Genomic DNA, 16,924 nt, shown 5'->3' on the forward strand with positions numbered 1-16,924 from the left:
AAGCCTTTCGATTTAGCAAAGCTTCGCCTCTTAAACTATATTTCTATCAAATAGATAAAAATAAGTTGGAGGCAACAATGGGAGGGAAGCTCTGGCTCTTGATCAGCATGATCGTTTTGCTAACGATAAATCTTGCCTCAGCCGACGACGGATACGGCCCTCTTCAAAGCTACACTCAATCGCCTCTCCATACTAATATCCACTCCCCTCAATTGCGCTCTGGCTTTTCCTTAGATAAGGATGAATATGAAGTTTATGGCGCTGGTACCATTTCTAGCATTTGGGCAGTGACTGCGACTTATGAACTCGATTATTACCAAAACCAGATTGCTATTGGTAGCAAATGGCAACTCGACACAAATTGGCAAATCGACCTCCAATATCGCTGGAACTTTGCTGCCAACAACCATCTAGATAAACCAACCATCGCCTTTCATGATTTTGTCGGTATTGATCAAAATGGACGTGAAGACGTAGAGCGGAACCGATTTGTTATTGATATGCCAGAGTATGGCGTACAAGAGGAAGGGTTTCGAAGCAAAACCTTGAGCAGCGCTGTGACAGGATATGTACAGTATCAAGCGTTTGCGAATGACCATCATGGTGTATCCGTAGGTTTATCACTCTACTACAACGACACCGACAATGGCCTCTTCAGCGCTTCAGATTTTGAGCAAAGCGTGCAGGTAAATTATGGCTATGTAAGAGAAAAACATGCGCTTGATGCTACCGCAGCCTTAACATTTAGAGATACTCCTACAGACTTTACTCAAATGCCCTATCGCGACTCTACTTGGACAATTGGCATCAGCTATCGCTATGAGTGGTTTGAAAACCATACTTTTATTGGTCAGCTAGCTTCGCATCAAGGCCTATTGGATGATGGCGGAGAATTTTCAAAACCCTCCACCGAGTTTACCTATGGCTACCGCTACACTCTCAAAAATGCAGCGGTTGAAATCACCTTGGTGGAGAACATGTTCCACGCGGATAACAGTACCGACATCGCTGTTGGTGTTGCGTTCCGCTATCGCTTTGGCGCAGCCGCTTAAACCGAAAGAATGCGGTTGACCGCTGCAGCGATCTCAGAATCAGAGGCATTTTGACTCAACGAAAACGAGATGTACTGGTCACCACGCATACTTAGCGAGCGATCAACCTCTGCTAAACAGTGCACAACCCCACCGTCGAGAATAAACGAAAGTTCGATCTCCTTTTTGTTGATGAAACCATTATTGCGAAACTCAATTTCCTGATAGCAACCTGATTTCGAAGAGAAGTTACCACCGCGCAGGAAACCTTTTTCAACATCCGCTTTAACCATACTAAATCCTGCTTGCTCGATAGCGGATAGTATCTTGGCAACTACAGGCAATGGTTTAACTTCAACAAAGTCACGATCTTTAGGATCAATCGCAAAGTCGATGTCTAACGTTGTTTCTAACCAAACATGACATTGATTCTTCAGAGCGTTCAATGCTGTGATTGGAGTCTCGTCGTCCAAGCGCAACTCAAAAGGAACCTGTTTAGTCTCATTGGGTTGGATAACAAATGGTTGGACAGCTTGAAGCTTAGCTAAGATGAAATCTTGGTAGCTGGTGCTTTCGTCGCTCTCTACTTTCATCTCGGTACACAGCTTTAGATTGATCGCGTCGATCTGCTGTTCCACATCACCACCTTGAATATGTACGGTTCCCCTCAGAGTCTCCCCCTGAAAGACAGACATACTTTCTAGCACTGTGTCTACTTTTGCCGCGCCAATTCCTAATGAAGCTTTTAACTTTCCAAACATATTTTATCCTTATGATTCTGTTGCACATATGATTTTGCTTGTTGCACTCTATTTAGCAAGCCATTTGTAGCTAAGTCTGATTAAAAACGTGCGAACCTCGCCAAATTAGGGTTACATACTGCCTAGAACCTTGCATTTACCCACTAAATGTATAACCTTTTGTATAGTCAAATAAGAAGTTAGAACAAATATGAGCAATTCGCCTCTTTACTTACAAATCAAAACTTACATTACGGAACAAATCGAACAAGGTTTTTGGCCTGTCGGTCATCGAATTACCACTGAACTTGAACTGACCAAGCAGTTTAACGTGAGTAGGATGACGGTAAACAAAGCGATTCGAGATTTGGTTTCTGAAGGTAGGTTAGTGAGGCGACCGCGCTTAGGCACCTTTGTTTGCGCACCTGACGATAAAGCAGAATCCCCTCTTCTTGATATTAGAAACATTGCTAAAGAAGTAGAACAGCGGGGGAAATCCTACAGCAGTAAGGTTATCAAACAAATCGCCCTTTCTGCTGATGACAATGTCGCGATGAAGCTAGGCGTCATGTTGGGAAGTTCGGTTTTCTACAGTGAAATCATTCACTTTGAAGATAAATCTCCTATCCAGCTTGAGATTCGCTGGGTGAATGCAAGCTACGCTCCCAACTACCTGCAGCAGGACTTTTCACAAATCACGCCCAACCAATATCTATCTGAAAACTGCCCGTTAAGTGCGATAGAGCATACCGTCGAAGCCATTGTCGCTGATGAATCAGTACGCTCTGCACTTCGCCTTGGAGTCAATGAACCGTGTCTGCTGCTTAATCGACGTACATGGAGTGACGATAAGCTTGTTAGTACCGCATTACTCTACCATCCTGGGGCTAGATACAAATTAAGCTCTAAAGTTCTTCTTTGATAGAGCATTTCATACTTTTTACCGATCACATTTTCGCAACATGAGGCTTGATCAAAATCTATACTTGAAACTATATTTGTATATACATTTAAATCCGAGTATAGATTATGAGCCTTACAAGCGACTTGATATTAGTAAATGCAAAGATAGTCACAATGACCGAGGGGAGCGACGGTTACTCAGTGTCACCGCTTTGCAATATCTATATCAAAGACGGACGCATTCAGTCGATTACGCAAGAATCGTTAAGCAGTGAGCTAAGCACTTCTATTAACTGCTATGACTGTAAAGGTAAGCTTGTCACTCCGGGCTTTATTGATTGCCATACCCATCTCATTTTCGCAGGCAGTCGCGCCAACGAATTCGAAATGCGCCTCCAAGGTGTGCCGTATCAAGAAATCGCAAAACAAGGCGGGGGCATTCTCTCTACAGTGCGTGCGACTCGTGAAGCAAGTGAACAACAACTCACGGAATTGGCATTACCGCGTTTGGACGGCCTAATTCAATCAGGTGTCACTTCAGTGGAAGTGAAATCTGGTTATGGATTGACCCTTAATGACGAACTAAAAATGCTTCGCGCAGCGAAGGCGTTGGAAGCACACAGAAAGATCCGCGTTTCTACAACGTTACTCGCGGCACATGCTCTTCCTCCCGAGTATTCAGGTCGCGCTGACGACTACATTGAACTGGTCTGCCAAGAAATAATCCCCGCTGCCGCGCAAGAGAATCTCGCGACGAGTGTCGATGTTTTCTGTGAGTCCATCGGTTTCAATTTGGCTCAAACTGAAAAAGTCTATCGAGCTGCGATTGATAATGGACTTGCGATTAAAGGACACACCGAACAACTGTCTAATTTAGGTGGCACGGCGTTGACTGCAAAATACGATGGTTTATCCGCTGATCACATAGAGTTTTTAGATGAAAATGGCGTTATTGCATTGGCTCAGTCGAATACCGTAGCCACGCTGCTTCCTGGTGCATTCTACTTTCTAAGAGAGACACAGTTACCACCCATCGAGTTACTGCGTCAGCACAAAATACCAATGGCAATTGCTACTGATTTGAACCCTGGCACATCACCATTTGCAGACTTGACTATGATGATGAATATGGGTTGCACGTTATTTGGATTAACACCAGAGGAAACCTTACGTGGCGTAACCAATCATGCAGCTCAAGCCATCGGTTTTGGTGAGAGCAGAGGTCAGATAAAACAAGGGTTTGATGCTGATCTCGCAATCTGGGATGTGACTCACCCTGCCGAGTTTAGCTATTTCCAAGGTGCGCCTAGATTATCGGCTCGCCTTGTTGCTGGAGAGCTCGATCATGTCTAATCAATTAACCACCAACCAAGAATTTCATTGGCAAGGTCGTCACGATGCAGAAGATGGAGCGTTAGGAAAGCGTGTCCATCATGTCATCAAACAGATTCAAGTCGATGAGCTTCAGCCCTATAGAAATGCCGTTAGCTTGCTTGGTTTCTGCAGTGATGCGGGGGTTGCTCGCAACAAGGGGCGCATCGGTGCGAAAAGAGCGCCAGATTTGATTCGCCGCGCACTGGCAAACATGGCTTGGCATAGAGAAAGCGCATTAATTGATCTGGGCAACGTTGTCTGCGATGACGACCAACTAGAACAAAGCCAATCTCACTGTGCCAACGTGATTGCCACAGCGCTCAAATCCACACCGGTTATCACCTTAGGTGGAGGTCATGAAGTTGCATGGGCATCATTTCAGGGCTTGGCGCAATATTTTGAGTATCTCAATCCCGCAAAGCCACCAAAGATAGGTATCATTAACTTTGACGCTCATTTCGACTTGAGAGCATTTGAATGTGATCAGACGGAAATTAAACCCAGCTCAGGCACACCTTTTAACCAAATTCAGCACTATTGTGCCAAAAAAGAGTGGCCATTCCATTACGCCTGCCTAGGTGTCAGCCGAGCAAGCAATACAGAGGCTCTGTTCCAACGCGCCGACGAACTTGGCGTTTGGTATATCGAAGACAAAGACCTCGCACACTTAAATCATATTTATCACCTTACTCAGTTGCAGCACTTTATCGACAACTGTGACTACATCTACCTCACCATTGATTTAGATGTTTTCCCTGCAGCTACTGCGCCGGGGGTGAGCGCGCCAGCCGCCAGAGGAGTCAGCATTGATATGCTCGCTCCATTCATCGACAGAATCTTACATTACAAGCAAAAACTGGTGATCGCAGATATCGCAGAGTACAACCCGACCTATGACGTAGACAGCCAAACCGCTCGGTTAGCCGCACGTCTTTGTTGGGATATTGCGAACGCTTTCTCCGAAAAATAACTACCCAGAACTCAGTGGCAATGATAGGCGCGAGATGGCGCCCTAGCCCTTTGTTTGTCTGGATAACGTGAACCACAAGGAGCCTTACCATGACGTTTAGATACGGTGTTGATCGTTTAGATCTTGATACTGTAAACGGCATCGCGAATGGACACATCAAAGCAAAACTGTGCCCTGAAGCCTTAACAAAAATTAATGTCAGCCGTGCCAATGTAGATAAGATGGCCAACTCTGATAAAGCAATTTATGGCATTAACACCGGTTTTGGGCCGCTGTGCGATACGCAGATATCACCACAAGAAACGCATTTACTACAAAAAAATCTGCTTATCACCCATGCGGTTGGTGTCGGCGAACCGATCGAAAAAGCAATTTCTAAGTTAATGCTAATCACCAAAGTTCATGCCCTTAGCCAAGGTTTCTCTGGTATACGCTTGGAAGTGGTAGAGCGTATGCTTACTTTCCTCGAATTGGACCTCATTCCGGTTGTCCCTGAACAGGGCTCTGTGGGTGCATCTGGCGATTTAGCGCCTCTATCACACCTCTTTTTACCACTGATAGGCGAAGGTGAATTCTGGCAGGATGATCAGATAAAGTCTGCCAAGGCTGTACTTGAGGCCAATGGGTTAGAACCATTGGAGTTGCATGCAAAAGAAGGTTTGGCCTTAATTAATGGTACTCAATTTATTCTTTCCCATGCCATTACTGCATTAACAAAAATGCGTTACCTGTTAGATCTTGCAGACGTCGCTGGCGCTATGAGTATTGAAGGAATGCAAGGTAGTGAATCACCGTTCAGAGACGAACTACACCAAACGCGAGCTTTTGTTGGCAACTTAGAAGTCGCAGCGCGTATGAGAAGACTGCTTAAAGACTCTCAAAACATGGCCTCTCATGGTAACTGTGGTCGCGTGCAAGACCCTTATTCGCTGCGTTGTATTCCGCAAGTTCACGGCGCTTCTCGTAATGCCTACTATCACTTAGAAGAACTTGTTGAAATCGAGATGAACTCAGTGACCGACAATCCGATCGTCATCAGTAGCGAAGAAGCTATTTCTGGTGGCAGCTTCCATGGACAGCCATTAGCTATGGTTCTCGATTATGCGGCGATTGCGGCTGCAGAACTTGGCAATATTGCTGATCGTCGTTGTTATCTTTTATTAGAAGGGCTTCATGGTTTACCGCGTCTATTGACTGTAGCAGGTGGTCTCAATTCAGGCATGATGATCCCTCAGTATGCGACAGCAGCACTAGTAACAGAAAATAAATCACTCTGTTTCCCTCCATCGGCTGATAGCGTACCTACCTCAATGGGCCAAGAAGACCATGTCTCGATGGGCAGTATTTCAGGTAGAAAACTCAATCAAATCTTAGGCAACTTGGATAAGATTCTTGCCATTGAGCTCATGTATGCCGCTCAAGCACTGGAATTCAGAAGACCTAATCGTTGCTCTGATCTTATTGAGAAAAACTTCGAATTGATCCGCACTAAAGTCGCTAAGCTCGAAGAAGATAGGCTATTGAAACCTGATATTGACGCGATGGTAGAGTTAGTGAAATCCCAAGCTTTCACTGTGAGTTTTGACGCTTAATTTTGGAGTAAATGATGACTTTTGAACTTAGCTTTCAAGAACAAATTAAACAGGGGATCCCTGAGCAGCTGCCACCGGCAAAACCTTATCCGGTGAATGTTAACCGTGCGCCCAAGCGTAAAGATATTCTCAGCACAGAAGAGAAACAACTCGCCATTCGCAATGCCCTTAGATACTTTCCCAAGGCATGGCATCAAGAGCTTGCGCATGAGTTTGCGCAAGAGTTAAATGCCTTTGGCCGAATCTATATGTATCGCTTTAAGCCGACTTACTTAATGAAAGCGCGAGCAATAAGCGACTATCCAGCAAAATGCCAGCAAGCTGCCGCCATTATGTTGATGATCGATAACAACCTTGATCCAGCAGTAGCCCAACACCCGGAAGAGCTTATCACTTATGGTGGCAATGGGGCGGTTTTTCAAAACTGGGCGCAATACCTGTTAGCAATGAAATACCTCAGTGAGATGGAGAACGATCAAACCTTGCACCTGTACTCAGGCCATCCGATGGGGTTATTCCCTTCTTCACCAGAAGCCCCTCGTGTTGTTGTCACCAATGGTATGATGATCCCGAACTATTCTAAGCCGGACGATTGGGAAAAATTCAATGCGTTGGGCGTGACTCAATATGGTCAAATGACAGCTGGTTCATTTATGTATATTGGCCCTCAAGGGATTGTTCATGGCACAACGATTACCGTTATGAACGCTTTCCGCAAGGTGTTAAAAGCAGGTGAACAAGCTAAGGGCAAAATATTCCTTACCGCTGGTTTAGGTGGCATGAGTGGAGCACAACCCAAAGCAGGTAACATTGCTAAGTGTATTACTGTTTGTGCCGAAATTAACCCTAATGCCGCGACTAAGCGTCATCAACAAGGCTGGGTTGATGAACTCATCGATAATATGCCTGAGCTGATTAAGCGCGTCAGAGTAGCTCAAGCCAACGAAGAGGTCGTCTCTATTGCCTATATCGGTAATGTGGTTGAGGTTTGGGAATCGTTCCTAGAAGAAGAGATCTTTGTTCACTTAGGCTCAGACCAAACGTCACTGCATAACCCTTGGTCTGGCGGCTACTATCCAGTTGATATTAGCTACGAAGAGTCTAATCGTTTGATTAGAGAAGAACCGGACGTATTCAAAGAAAAAGTACAAGCGACATTAAGACGCCATGGTGCCGCCATCAACAAGCATACTGAGAAAGGAACTTACTTCTTTGACTATGGTAATGCCTTCTTGTTAGAAGCCTCGCGTGCAGGCGCTGATGTTATGGCAGCAAATGGTATTGATTTTAAGTACCCTTCTTACGTGCAGGATATTTTGGGGCCAATGTGCTTTGACTATGGCTTTGGTCCATTCCGTTGGGTTTGTACTTCAGGTAAACCGGAAGATCTCGACAAAACAGATGAAATCGCAGCACAAGTTTTAAGTAATATTATGCAAAGCTCTCCTGCTGAGATCCAACAACAGATGCAGGACAATATTACTTGGATCAATGACGCTAAAGCCAATAAGTTAGTCGTAGGCTCACAAGCAAGGATTCTGTATGCCGATGCTCAAGGTAGAATGGAAATTGCGAAAGCCTTTAATGATGCTATTAATCGAGGCGAAATTGGCCCTGTAGTCCTAGGACGAGATCATCATGATGTCAGTGGTACAGACTCTCCATTTAGAGAGACGTCAAATATCTATGACGGTAGTCGCTTTACTGCTGACATGGCCATTCACAATGTGATTGGCGATAGCTTCCGTGGTGCCACTTGGGTTTCAATCCATAACGGTGGTGGCGTAGGTTGGGGTGAAGTTATCAATGGTGGCTTTGGTATGCTGCTTGATGGCAGCAGTGACGCGGAGCGCAAGCTTCAATCCATGCTTCTATTTGATGTGAACAACGGCATCGCTAGACGTAGCTGGGCTCGCAATGAAGAGGCCAACTTTGCCATTAAGCGCGAAATGGATAGAACACCTAAGCTAAAAGTAACCCTCGCTAATTTAGTTGACGATCAAATTATTGATGACTTAGCTATCTAACCTTAAAAATCACATGCTACGTCCAAACTAAGGGCGTAGTATGTTTGTCTAGATAAGAATACCAAACACTAAAAAGGCATGGTCCCCCCTTGTTATTGCAACGACAGAGGAATAAGTCGTTCCATAGCGACCATTTCGAGATCATATTGTTGAGGGGAAGGCTCTTGCATTAGGATATCCGAATTTCAATAGCCATAATAGATCAAAGGTCCAACCTTATAGTTAGACCTTTGTCAGCAGACTTAACCCTGCTCATTGGGTAGCGCTGTCAATTACTTTCTCCGACGTCCGACTAAAGCGAGTAAACCGATGCTTAACCAGCCAAGGCTACCGCCGCCGCCTCCGCCACTAGCTGAATTGGCGACTGGGGTTGGTGTCGGTGTTGGGGTTGGGGTTGGAGTTCCAGACCGAAAATTTGATAGAAAAACTACATCTTCGCCCCCATCTGTGGATGAATCCTTCACGTATTCAAGTTTTAGACGGTTGGATACTTTATTCAATGTAACTGTATGAGTAAATGATCTCACACCGCTCACACCGCCATTTGGTTCTCCATTAACATATAAAAATAGCTGATCACTCGCTTCAGTTGACAATCGTACATCAAATGAATAAGTACCTGCAGCGATCCCATCCAGTATTAGCGTGGATTTTTCTGAATGAGTAATCGGGGCTGAACGTAACATATTCCCAGAGTAGACTTGCCATGGGTGGTTGTTACTGTACGCACTGACCGAAGGTATTGAAAGTGCTTGCGTTAAAGAACCATCGGTAGATTGCGCACCTTGAACAGTAACTTTAGCATCAACAGAGTACTCAGTGCCATTCAATTTATAGTAGAACTTAAAAGAACGACTGTATTCGATATAGTCAGAAACAGTTAAACTAATCGTAATTCCACAACTTTCACCAGTAGCGAGAGTACTTTTAGTATAGCAAGTATTGTTATAATAAGAAGCAGAGCCACCACCTAATATTAATGCCGAATATGTCATAGGGCTTGGCGAATAATTGGTGAAGCGAAAAGTATGGGTAAAATTTTGTCCGACAGGAGTATAACCAGCAAACAAATCAGCGTCGTAACTAATTCCAGATGTGTGTTGAGAAATAAATCCAGTATATTCACTTAAGTTGGTATAAACTCCGTACGTGTTCTGCTGACCACATCTCTGCTTACCAAAACTTACAATCCCTAGTTGCGTACCAGAGGATTTAACGATAATTGGACCACCACTATCTCCTCGGCAAGAATCATACCCCTCATCAACAGTACCTGCGCAAAAATTGGCTGAATCGGGATTCGAACTGACAGATGCAAACGTGTTACTACAGGTGGTCTGATTAACTAAAGGCACATCGAGCTGCTGTAGCTGAGCTGGTGTTGTATGATTGCCATACTCAGGTGTTGTTGACCCCCAGCCTGCCACAGTCAATATAGTGCTGTCACTAGTATTGTTTCGCGTCGTTGAAGTCGCTAGGGTAACAGGTGTAGCCTCGTTACTTGTCACTACCCGAGATAGCTCTAGCACTGCTATATCATTCGACAAACTTGACGCATTGAATTGAGGGTGAATGTAAACCTTATTCACACTAATCCGAGCTCCTTGGGAGGACTCACTATTAAGGTTATTAATTCCGACAATGACATCAAAATCATCAGGTGCGAAGTCCTCTACACAGTGCGCAGCCGTCAAAATGTAGCGCTGTCCGATAAAACTACCACCACAAAACTGACCATCGTAAGCATTCTGATTTTTCTTCACCAAAGCTGTGATATACGGCCAATCGGACTGGTTTGCATTGGTGCCGTTGATGATGTAAGGGGTGATTTCTGTTGCTAAAGCGGAAGCCGTTATTAAGCCAGAACAGCTTAGTGCCAACGGAATAGACCAACGTGACATATTAAATACATTCCTAATAGTTATTTTTAATCAAATAGGAATATACACAAAATAAATATATCACTACACAAATAACAAATAGTTTTATAAAGCAGATCACTTTTCCTGAGCTTTTGCTCAATTTCGAGACAGCGAAATCGATAAAAATTCTAAATCCAGCGCCTAACTCGCTGTTTGTAGTCTAAATATTCTGCGCCAAACAGAGACTCTAAAGCGCGTTCTTCGGGCAGAATTTGAAAGCGGTTCATATACCAGACAAAGCCAAAGCTAAACACAATCGCGAGTAGGTTTTGTTGCCAATAAGCGAAGCCAAATAGCAACAGAAATAAGCCAAGATACATTGGGTTGCGGCTGTAACCGAAGATTCCTGAATCGACCACTGACGAAGCGTTTTCAACTTTGATTGGGTTAACCGTCGTTTTAGCGCGCTTGAACTCATACACCCCACCTAAGCCCGCAATACCTGCTGCTAAAAAGCACACGCCAAATATGATTGAGTTGAGAGGCAAGCCGATTTTAAAAGTGAGGAATTCATGACTAATATGATTAATCACCACAAAGAACAGCACAAATAGAGCGACGGGCGGGATCTTCTTTTCAAGCTTATCCATTGATCTTCCTTTAAAAATGGGGTTTTACTATATACAAAATAGCTCAGCCGAGTGGGCTGAGCTATTTAATTTTAGATAATCTGCAATAGCGCTTGCAGTGGATGCTGAACCTTTACATCTTCGAAACGCTTGACTTGGCTTCGGCAAGAGTAGCCGGTAATCAAGCAGCGCTCCTTAGGTAAGTCTTGCAGTCGAGGTTTCCAACTCAATCCGTAAATATCTTTCGACATTTGCAGCTTATCGACTTCGTGACCAAAGGTCCCCGCCATGCCACAACAGCCTACAGGAACCGTATCAAGCCGAGCACCAAAATGAGCGAATATTGCCCCCCACTCCTTTTCAGCATTTGGCATCTTGGTTTTTTCGGTACAGTGAGCAAAAAGATACCAAGGCTCTTGACCATTTGATGGCTGCTTATCCATCTCGCTCAACTTAGGCTCAAGCCATTCATGAACAGTAAGGACTTGGAAATCGCCGCGCTTATCACCCAACACCTCTTGGTATTCATCGCGATAGCAGAGCACTAATGCAGGATCCACGCCGACTAGTGGGATACCGATATCAGCTACCTGCTGCAAAAAGGCAGCGGTACTTTTCGCATTTGCGGCGAATTGTTTCAAGAAGCCTTTCACGTGCTGCGCTTTACCATTGGGTTTAAATGGTAGCAATACCGGGGTCTTGCCCAACTTAGTCACCAAAGAAGCAAAATCTTCGACAACTTGTGCATCGTAGTAGCTAGTAAATGGGTCTTGAACGATGACAACATGATTCGCTTTGTCATCTTTCGATAGCGCCGCGAGATCTTGTAGATCAAATGACTTAAGCGACGTTAGTCTCTTGGTTAAAGTCGGCACTGAGAGTAAAGGTGAGTCAACATAACCTACTGATTTAGCGGTTAAGTCTTGCACCCACTTTTGCTTTAACGCACCGTTAACCAGTTTCGGCGCTTTCGCCAATACAGGAAGCATAGACTCAATGTTCGCAACCAAATAATCCTTAGCAGGACGCTGATAACGAGAGTAATAGATATTAAGGAATCGAGAACGGAAGCTTGGAACATCCACTTTAATTGGACATTGGCTCGCACACGCTTTACACGCTAGACAGCCGTTCATTGCCTCATAAACTTCATGAGAAAAGTCATACTCATGTCGCTTATTGAGGTTATTTCGCACGCGATCAATCATGGTTTTGATTGATGAACTTTCTTCCAGTGCCTGCTTCTCAAGATCAAGGATATCAATTCCTTGCTCAGTTAATTGACGAAGCCACTCTCGAACTAGACCTGCTCGCCCTTTTGGCGAATGTCGTCGGTCGGCAGTCACCTTCATTGAAGGACACATTGGAGAGGAAGTGTCGTAGTTGAAGCACAAGCCATTACCATTACATTCCATGGCTTGTTTAAAACTATCGCGAACTTGAACGTCGATCTGACGATCGTAATATCCGCGCTTAGTATCGGTTACTTTTACCAGCTCTTCTGTACTTTCAAGCGGTGTACAGATCTTACCCGGATTCATCTTATTGTGAGGGTCGAAAGCCGCTTTTACTCTGCGTAACTCTGTAAATAGCTCTTCGCCGAAAAACTCTGGCCCATACTCTGAGCGATAACCCTTACCGTGCTCTCCCCACATTAAGCCACCATATTTCGCCACCAGCTTAACCACTTCGTCGGAAATTTCATGCATCAAGCTTTCTTGTTTCGGATCGCATAGATCAAGCGCTGGGCGAACGTGGAGAACACCTGCATCAACATGGCCAAACATGCCGTAGTTCAACGATTTCGCATCGAGCAGTTCACGGAACTCCGCGATAAAGTCGGCAAGGTTTTCTGGTGGAACACAGGTGTCTTCCGCAAAGGCGACGGGTTTCGCTCGTCCTTTTGCTGCACCTAGCAGGCCAACGGCCTTTTTACGCATATTGTAAATACGACCGATACTCGCAACATCGCTACAGACTTGATAACCGATGATGCCGGCTTCATTGTTCTCTAGCATGCTTTCTAGTCGCGCGGTTAACGCTTTTACCTGCTGCTCGACTTCCTGTACATCTTGACCAGCAAATTCGACCATATTGATCCCTTGCATATCTTTGCCGGGAACGTCGGTTAAAAGGTCACTCACTGTGTGCCAAACAATATCTTGCTTGGCTAAGTTCAGGACCCGAGAGTCGACGGTTTCTACTGAGAGCGCATTCGCTTCAACCATAAAGGGGGCGTTGCGCAGTGCAGAGTCAAAACTGTTGTACTTAACATTAACTAGAGTTCGAGCATTAGGGATTGGGGTGAGGTTCAGTTTTGCTTCAGTGATAAACGCGAGTGAACCTTCAGCGCCACACAGCACGCGGGTTAAATCAAACTTGTCTGCATCGGTATCGAGCGCGTTTTTAAGATCGTAACCCGTTAGAAATCGGTTGAGCGGAGGAAACTTCTCTTCAATTTGAGAGCGTTTCTCGCGACATACATTTTCGGTAACGCGAAATGCTTCAAATGCATACTCGCCTTCTTGCGGCATACCTTTTGATAAATCTGACTCTAAGCATGAACCATCAGCAAATACGGCCTGCAACGACAGAACATGATCCGATGTTTTACCGTACTTAAGTGAACCCTGACCGGAAGCATCGGTATTGATCATCCCACCCAGAGTAGCGCGGTTACTGGTCGATAAATCTGGAGAGAAGAAGTAGCCAAACGGTCTTATTGCGTCATTAAGTTGATCCTTAACAATACCCGTTTGTACGCGAACCCAACCTTCTTTCTCATTGATCTCCAAAACCTTATTCATATGACGAGACAGGTCAACTACGACGCCTTTTGTCAGCGACTGTCCGTTGGTACCTGTACCGCCTCCACGAGGAGAAAATTTGATTCGTTCGTACTGCGATTGAGTACTAAGCTTACCTATAAGTGACACATCTTCGGTAGTTTTAGGATGCACAACCGCTTGAGGTAATTGTTGGTAAACGCTGTTATCAGTCGCAACAGCTAAGCGACTAGAAAATTGGCTTTCGATATCGCCGCTGAACCCAGCGGTTTTAAGTTCTTCGAGAAAGGTGAGTACGATCGGATCAACATCCGATTGTGAATGTAATCTTGGTAACATTTGCTTCCTGCCCCCTACTACGCTGATCCAATCAGCAGTGGGTTCACTTCAGTTTAAAAACTATTATTTGAATCAGGTCACTTTACAACATTTAAAAGGGTGATCAAAACAGAAATGCAGTGTCAGAATGGAACTTATCGCATTTTTTTCCCACACTTAGAATTATTGGACAAACTTTAAGTGTCTCTTATGAGCGAGTCATCAATGAAAAAAAATAAAGTCATCACAACAGAAGATATTCTTTTGAAATTGTGCCAGTCCGTTTCTGGCGTTTTAACCTCTGCGACAAGCTCGCAAATATCCTATTCAGCGATGGTACAGAAGATTACGAAAACAAGCCTTAAGCCTGATTTCGGCTGCTTTGTACTGTTCGATGGTGGATTTTCAGGTCTAGTCGTTATCAACTTTACTTCTAAAGCTGCGCTTGAAGTGTACACAAACTACATGCGCAACATGGGCATGCCTGAAGAGGAGCTTGCGGTTCTACATACTTCGGATGAAGTGGCGGATGTGTTGGGTGAGCTAATGAACCAATTGGTTGGTCACTTTACCAACCAGGTTCGCAAGGACCTTCAAACACACATTACGCAAAACCAACCAAAAATGCTTTCTTTGAATAAGCAGGTAAACCTTTCAGTCGATACCAATCTCGACCGTCCTCAAGCACGTCGTGTGACCTTCTCTACCGAACAAGGCAACATTTTCTACCTAGAGCTAGCAATGGACAAAACGGAGTTCATTCAGCTAGAAGAGTTTGAAGCGACGGAAGATGAGTGCCCAGATGATATCTTGGAGCAAACTCAACAAAAGATGAAAGCGAAAAACGACAAAAAGGAAGAGAAGCAAGACAGTAACGCGAATGACCTACTGGACGAACTAGGTATCTAACGCAACCTCACCCCGATCATACCAATACAATGCCATCGACAGTTCGATGGCATTCTCTATTCTCATTATCCTGACTGATCACCTTATAACGACAACTCATTTCCGTTTTTTGCTAGAAAGCGGTAAAATGTCCGACTTTGCTAAATTAGTGAGATTTGAAGCGGTCGATGGATAAACAAAAAGCCCTTAAGAAAATTGCGAAATGTTTAGAACTTGGTAACTCTGCTAACGTTAACGAAGCGGCGAATGCAATCAAGATGGCTCATCGCTTGATGCTTAAGTATGGCCTCGATAAGGACGATATTGAGTTTATCAAGATGGGCAAAACCCAATCGACCCACCTTCTGCCAGCCAACGTTGGTTCAAATCTGCTTAGAATTATTCGCGGTATTAATACTAAATTTGGCGTCGAAGCCGTATTGCTCAATCACAAAGGTTTAAAACGTGTAGAGTTCATTGGTGAAGCTGACCGCGCTATCTTCGCTGCCTTCGCGTTTGATATCGTCTATCGTGAAATGAATGAGCAAACTGGCCGTTTCCGCAATGGTTTTGCCGGTTCAGGCACGCCGACAACTGAAGTGACCCGACGAGTCAACTCTTTCCTTTCCGGCTGGGTTGAAGGGGCTTTAGAAAAGCTACCGATCATCAGTCCTGATGAAGATTCAGCGAAAAAGATCGACGACTACATCGATAAAGAGTTTAAAAACATCGACCGCGAAACATTCAAGCAGCAGCTTAGAGAAGCGATGAAGAACTTGACCGAAGATTATGAAGTCGGTTTAAAGAAAGGTCGTACCGTCTCAGTTAACCGCCCTATCGACGGAGCACAAGCACCAAAAATGCTCAGATAGAGCAAGCTTTGTTCACCCACCGTTAATATTCAGTAAATTAATCTTTTCAGCGTTGACATAACGAATGCCATCGGTTTAATTCATGGCATTCGAGACCCAGACTGACCTTGTCTGGCAATAATAATGATACACGGAGATGTTATCGTGAAGAAGATTACGGCTGCTTTAGCCATCGCAATAGCCCTTTCTGGCTGCCAAGCAACACAGCGCCAAAACGCAACCACTGGCGAAACCGAAACCAACTCAGCAACCCAAGGTGCACTTATCGGCGCCATCGCAGGTGCTGCTGTTGGCTTAGCAACCGGTGATGACGCAACAGAGCGTCGACAGCACGCGCTGATCGGTGCTGCGGGTGGTGCCGCTGTCGGTGGCGGTATCGGTTACTACTTTGACCAACAAGAAGCCGCGCTTCGCAAAGAACTTATGAACTCTGGTGTGCAAGTAGAACGCGTTGGAGAAAATCAGTTACTGCTTCGTCTAGAAAACGGCATTGGCTTCCAGACAAGCTCTTATCAACTTGATTCTAGTATTCATAAAACCTTGCGTGGCGTAGCAAGAATCTTGGTTGAGTACCCAGATACTAGCCTTGTTATTGACGGCCATACTGACAGTACAGGCAGCGATACAACCAACCAAATCTTATCAGAGCGTCGCGCTGAATCAGTACGTTCTTATTTAGTTTCACAGGGTGTTGCAGCAGGTCGAGCCGTTGCTCGCGGCAATGGTGAACGATACCCGCTTTGTACTAACAGTACTTCGGAAGGTCGTGCTTGCAATCGACGAGTAGAAATTCAGATCTTACCGCTAAAATAGTACGACTAGATCGGTGCAAAAATGGCTTCTAAGGAAGCCATTTTTAATTCCTAATAGCGATTCGAAACAATAATTGTCTATTTTTTCTGTTCAATTGATATACTTAGCAAATACAACCA

General features: G+C 44.7%; 13 protein-coding genes. 9 read left to right on the plus strand and 4 right to left on the minus strand.

Annotated features, from left to right (window positions below; all coding sequences use genetic code 11):
* Positions 1 to 77 precede the first annotated feature (77 nt).
* On the plus strand, positions 78 to 1,052 hold the full coding sequence (locus tag AC5O63_RS11535; protein WP_494505082.1) for a DUF3187 family protein: 975 nt from the start codon (positions 78 to 80) through the stop codon (positions 1,050 to 1,052).
* Here AC5O63_RS11535 and AC5O63_RS11540 read toward each other — a convergent pair.
* The gene (locus AC5O63_RS11540) at positions 1,049 to 1,792 is read right to left on the minus strand and encodes a sporulation protein (protein WP_494505083.1); all 744 of its coding nucleotides are present in this window, start codon (positions 1,790 to 1,792) and stop codon (positions 1,049 to 1,051) included. The two genes, AC5O63_RS11535 and AC5O63_RS11540, sit on opposite strands and share 4 nt — an antisense overlap.
* Before the next feature lie 190 nt (positions 1,793 to 1,982).
* On the opposite strand from AC5O63_RS11540, the gene hutC reads away from it, so the two are divergent.
* From hutC to hutU, 5 genes are all read left to right on the plus strand, one after another.
* Positions 1,983 to 2,693 carry a histidine utilization transcriptional repressor HutC gene (hutC, locus tag AC5O63_RS11545; protein WP_004742804.1) on the plus strand — a complete coding sequence of 237 codons (711 nt, stop codon included), beginning with the start codon at positions 1,983 to 1,985 and terminating at the stop codon, positions 2,691 to 2,693.
* A 155-nt stretch (positions 2,694 to 2,848) separates the two neighbouring features.
* Complete coding sequence (gene hutI, locus AC5O63_RS11550) at positions 2,849 to 4,027, plus strand: imidazolonepropionase (RefSeq protein WP_494505084.1); 1,179 nt, start codon at positions 2,849 to 2,851, stop codon at positions 4,025 to 4,027.
* Positions 4,020 to 5,018, plus strand: coding sequence for a formimidoylglutamase (gene hutG, locus AC5O63_RS11555; RefSeq protein WP_425666747.1), 999 nt, complete (start codon positions 4,020 to 4,022; stop codon positions 5,016 to 5,018). The genes hutI and hutG overlap by 8 nt, the downstream gene beginning before the upstream one ends.
* Before the next feature lie 89 nt (positions 5,019 to 5,107).
* Positions 5,108 to 6,610, plus strand: a complete 1,503-nt coding sequence (gene hutH, locus AC5O63_RS11560; RefSeq protein WP_272786952.1) for a histidine ammonia-lyase — start codon at positions 5,108 to 5,110, stop codon at positions 6,608 to 6,610.
* Between the two features lie 14 nt (positions 6,611 to 6,624).
* Positions 6,625 to 8,637, plus strand: a complete 2,013-nt coding sequence (hutU, locus tag AC5O63_RS11565; RefSeq protein WP_494505085.1) for a urocanate hydratase — start codon at positions 6,625 to 6,627, stop codon at positions 8,635 to 8,637.
* Positions 8,638 to 8,909: 272 nt separating this feature from the next.
* Here the strand turns inward: hutU and AC5O63_RS11570 are convergent, their stop codons facing one another.
* From AC5O63_RS11570 to ydiJ, 3 genes are all read right to left on the minus strand, one after another.
* Positions 8,910 to 10,538 (minus strand): S1 family peptidase, encoded by a 1,629-nt coding sequence (locus tag AC5O63_RS11570; protein ID WP_494505086.1) that lies wholly within the window; start codon positions 10,536 to 10,538, stop codon positions 8,910 to 8,912.
* 149 nt (positions 10,539 to 10,687) lie between these two features.
* On the minus strand, positions 10,688 to 11,149 hold the full coding sequence (locus AC5O63_RS11575) for a methyltransferase family protein (RefSeq protein ID WP_494505087.1): 462 nt from the start codon (positions 11,147 to 11,149) through the stop codon (positions 10,688 to 10,690).
* 71 nt (positions 11,150 to 11,220) lie between these two features.
* The gene (gene ydiJ, locus AC5O63_RS11580) at positions 11,221 to 14,253 is read right to left on the minus strand and encodes a D-2-hydroxyglutarate dehydrogenase YdiJ (RefSeq protein ID WP_494505088.1); all 3,033 of its coding nucleotides are present in this window, start codon (positions 14,251 to 14,253) and stop codon (positions 11,221 to 11,223) included.
* 204 nt (positions 14,254 to 14,457) lie between these two features.
* On the opposite strand from ydiJ, the gene AC5O63_RS11585 reads away from it, so the two are divergent.
* From AC5O63_RS11585 to AC5O63_RS11595, 3 genes are all read left to right on the plus strand, one after another.
* A complete protein-coding gene (locus AC5O63_RS11585; protein ID WP_069667243.1) occupies positions 14,458 to 15,141 on the plus strand; it encodes a DUF3334 family protein in 684 nt (227 codons plus the stop codon).
* Between the two features lie 167 nt (positions 15,142 to 15,308).
* Positions 15,309 to 15,992 (plus strand): DUF2786 domain-containing protein, encoded by a 684-nt coding sequence (locus AC5O63_RS11590; RefSeq protein WP_272786947.1) that lies wholly within the window; start codon positions 15,309 to 15,311, stop codon positions 15,990 to 15,992.
* 144 nt (positions 15,993 to 16,136) lie between these two features.
* Positions 16,137 to 16,805, plus strand: coding sequence for a YiaD family glycine zipper/OmpA-like lipoprotein (locus tag AC5O63_RS11595; RefSeq protein ID WP_494505089.1), 669 nt, complete (start codon positions 16,137 to 16,139; stop codon positions 16,803 to 16,805).
* Positions 16,806 to 16,924 lie beyond the last annotated feature (119 nt).

This window comes from Vibrio sp. SCP2, assembly GCF_059295395.1.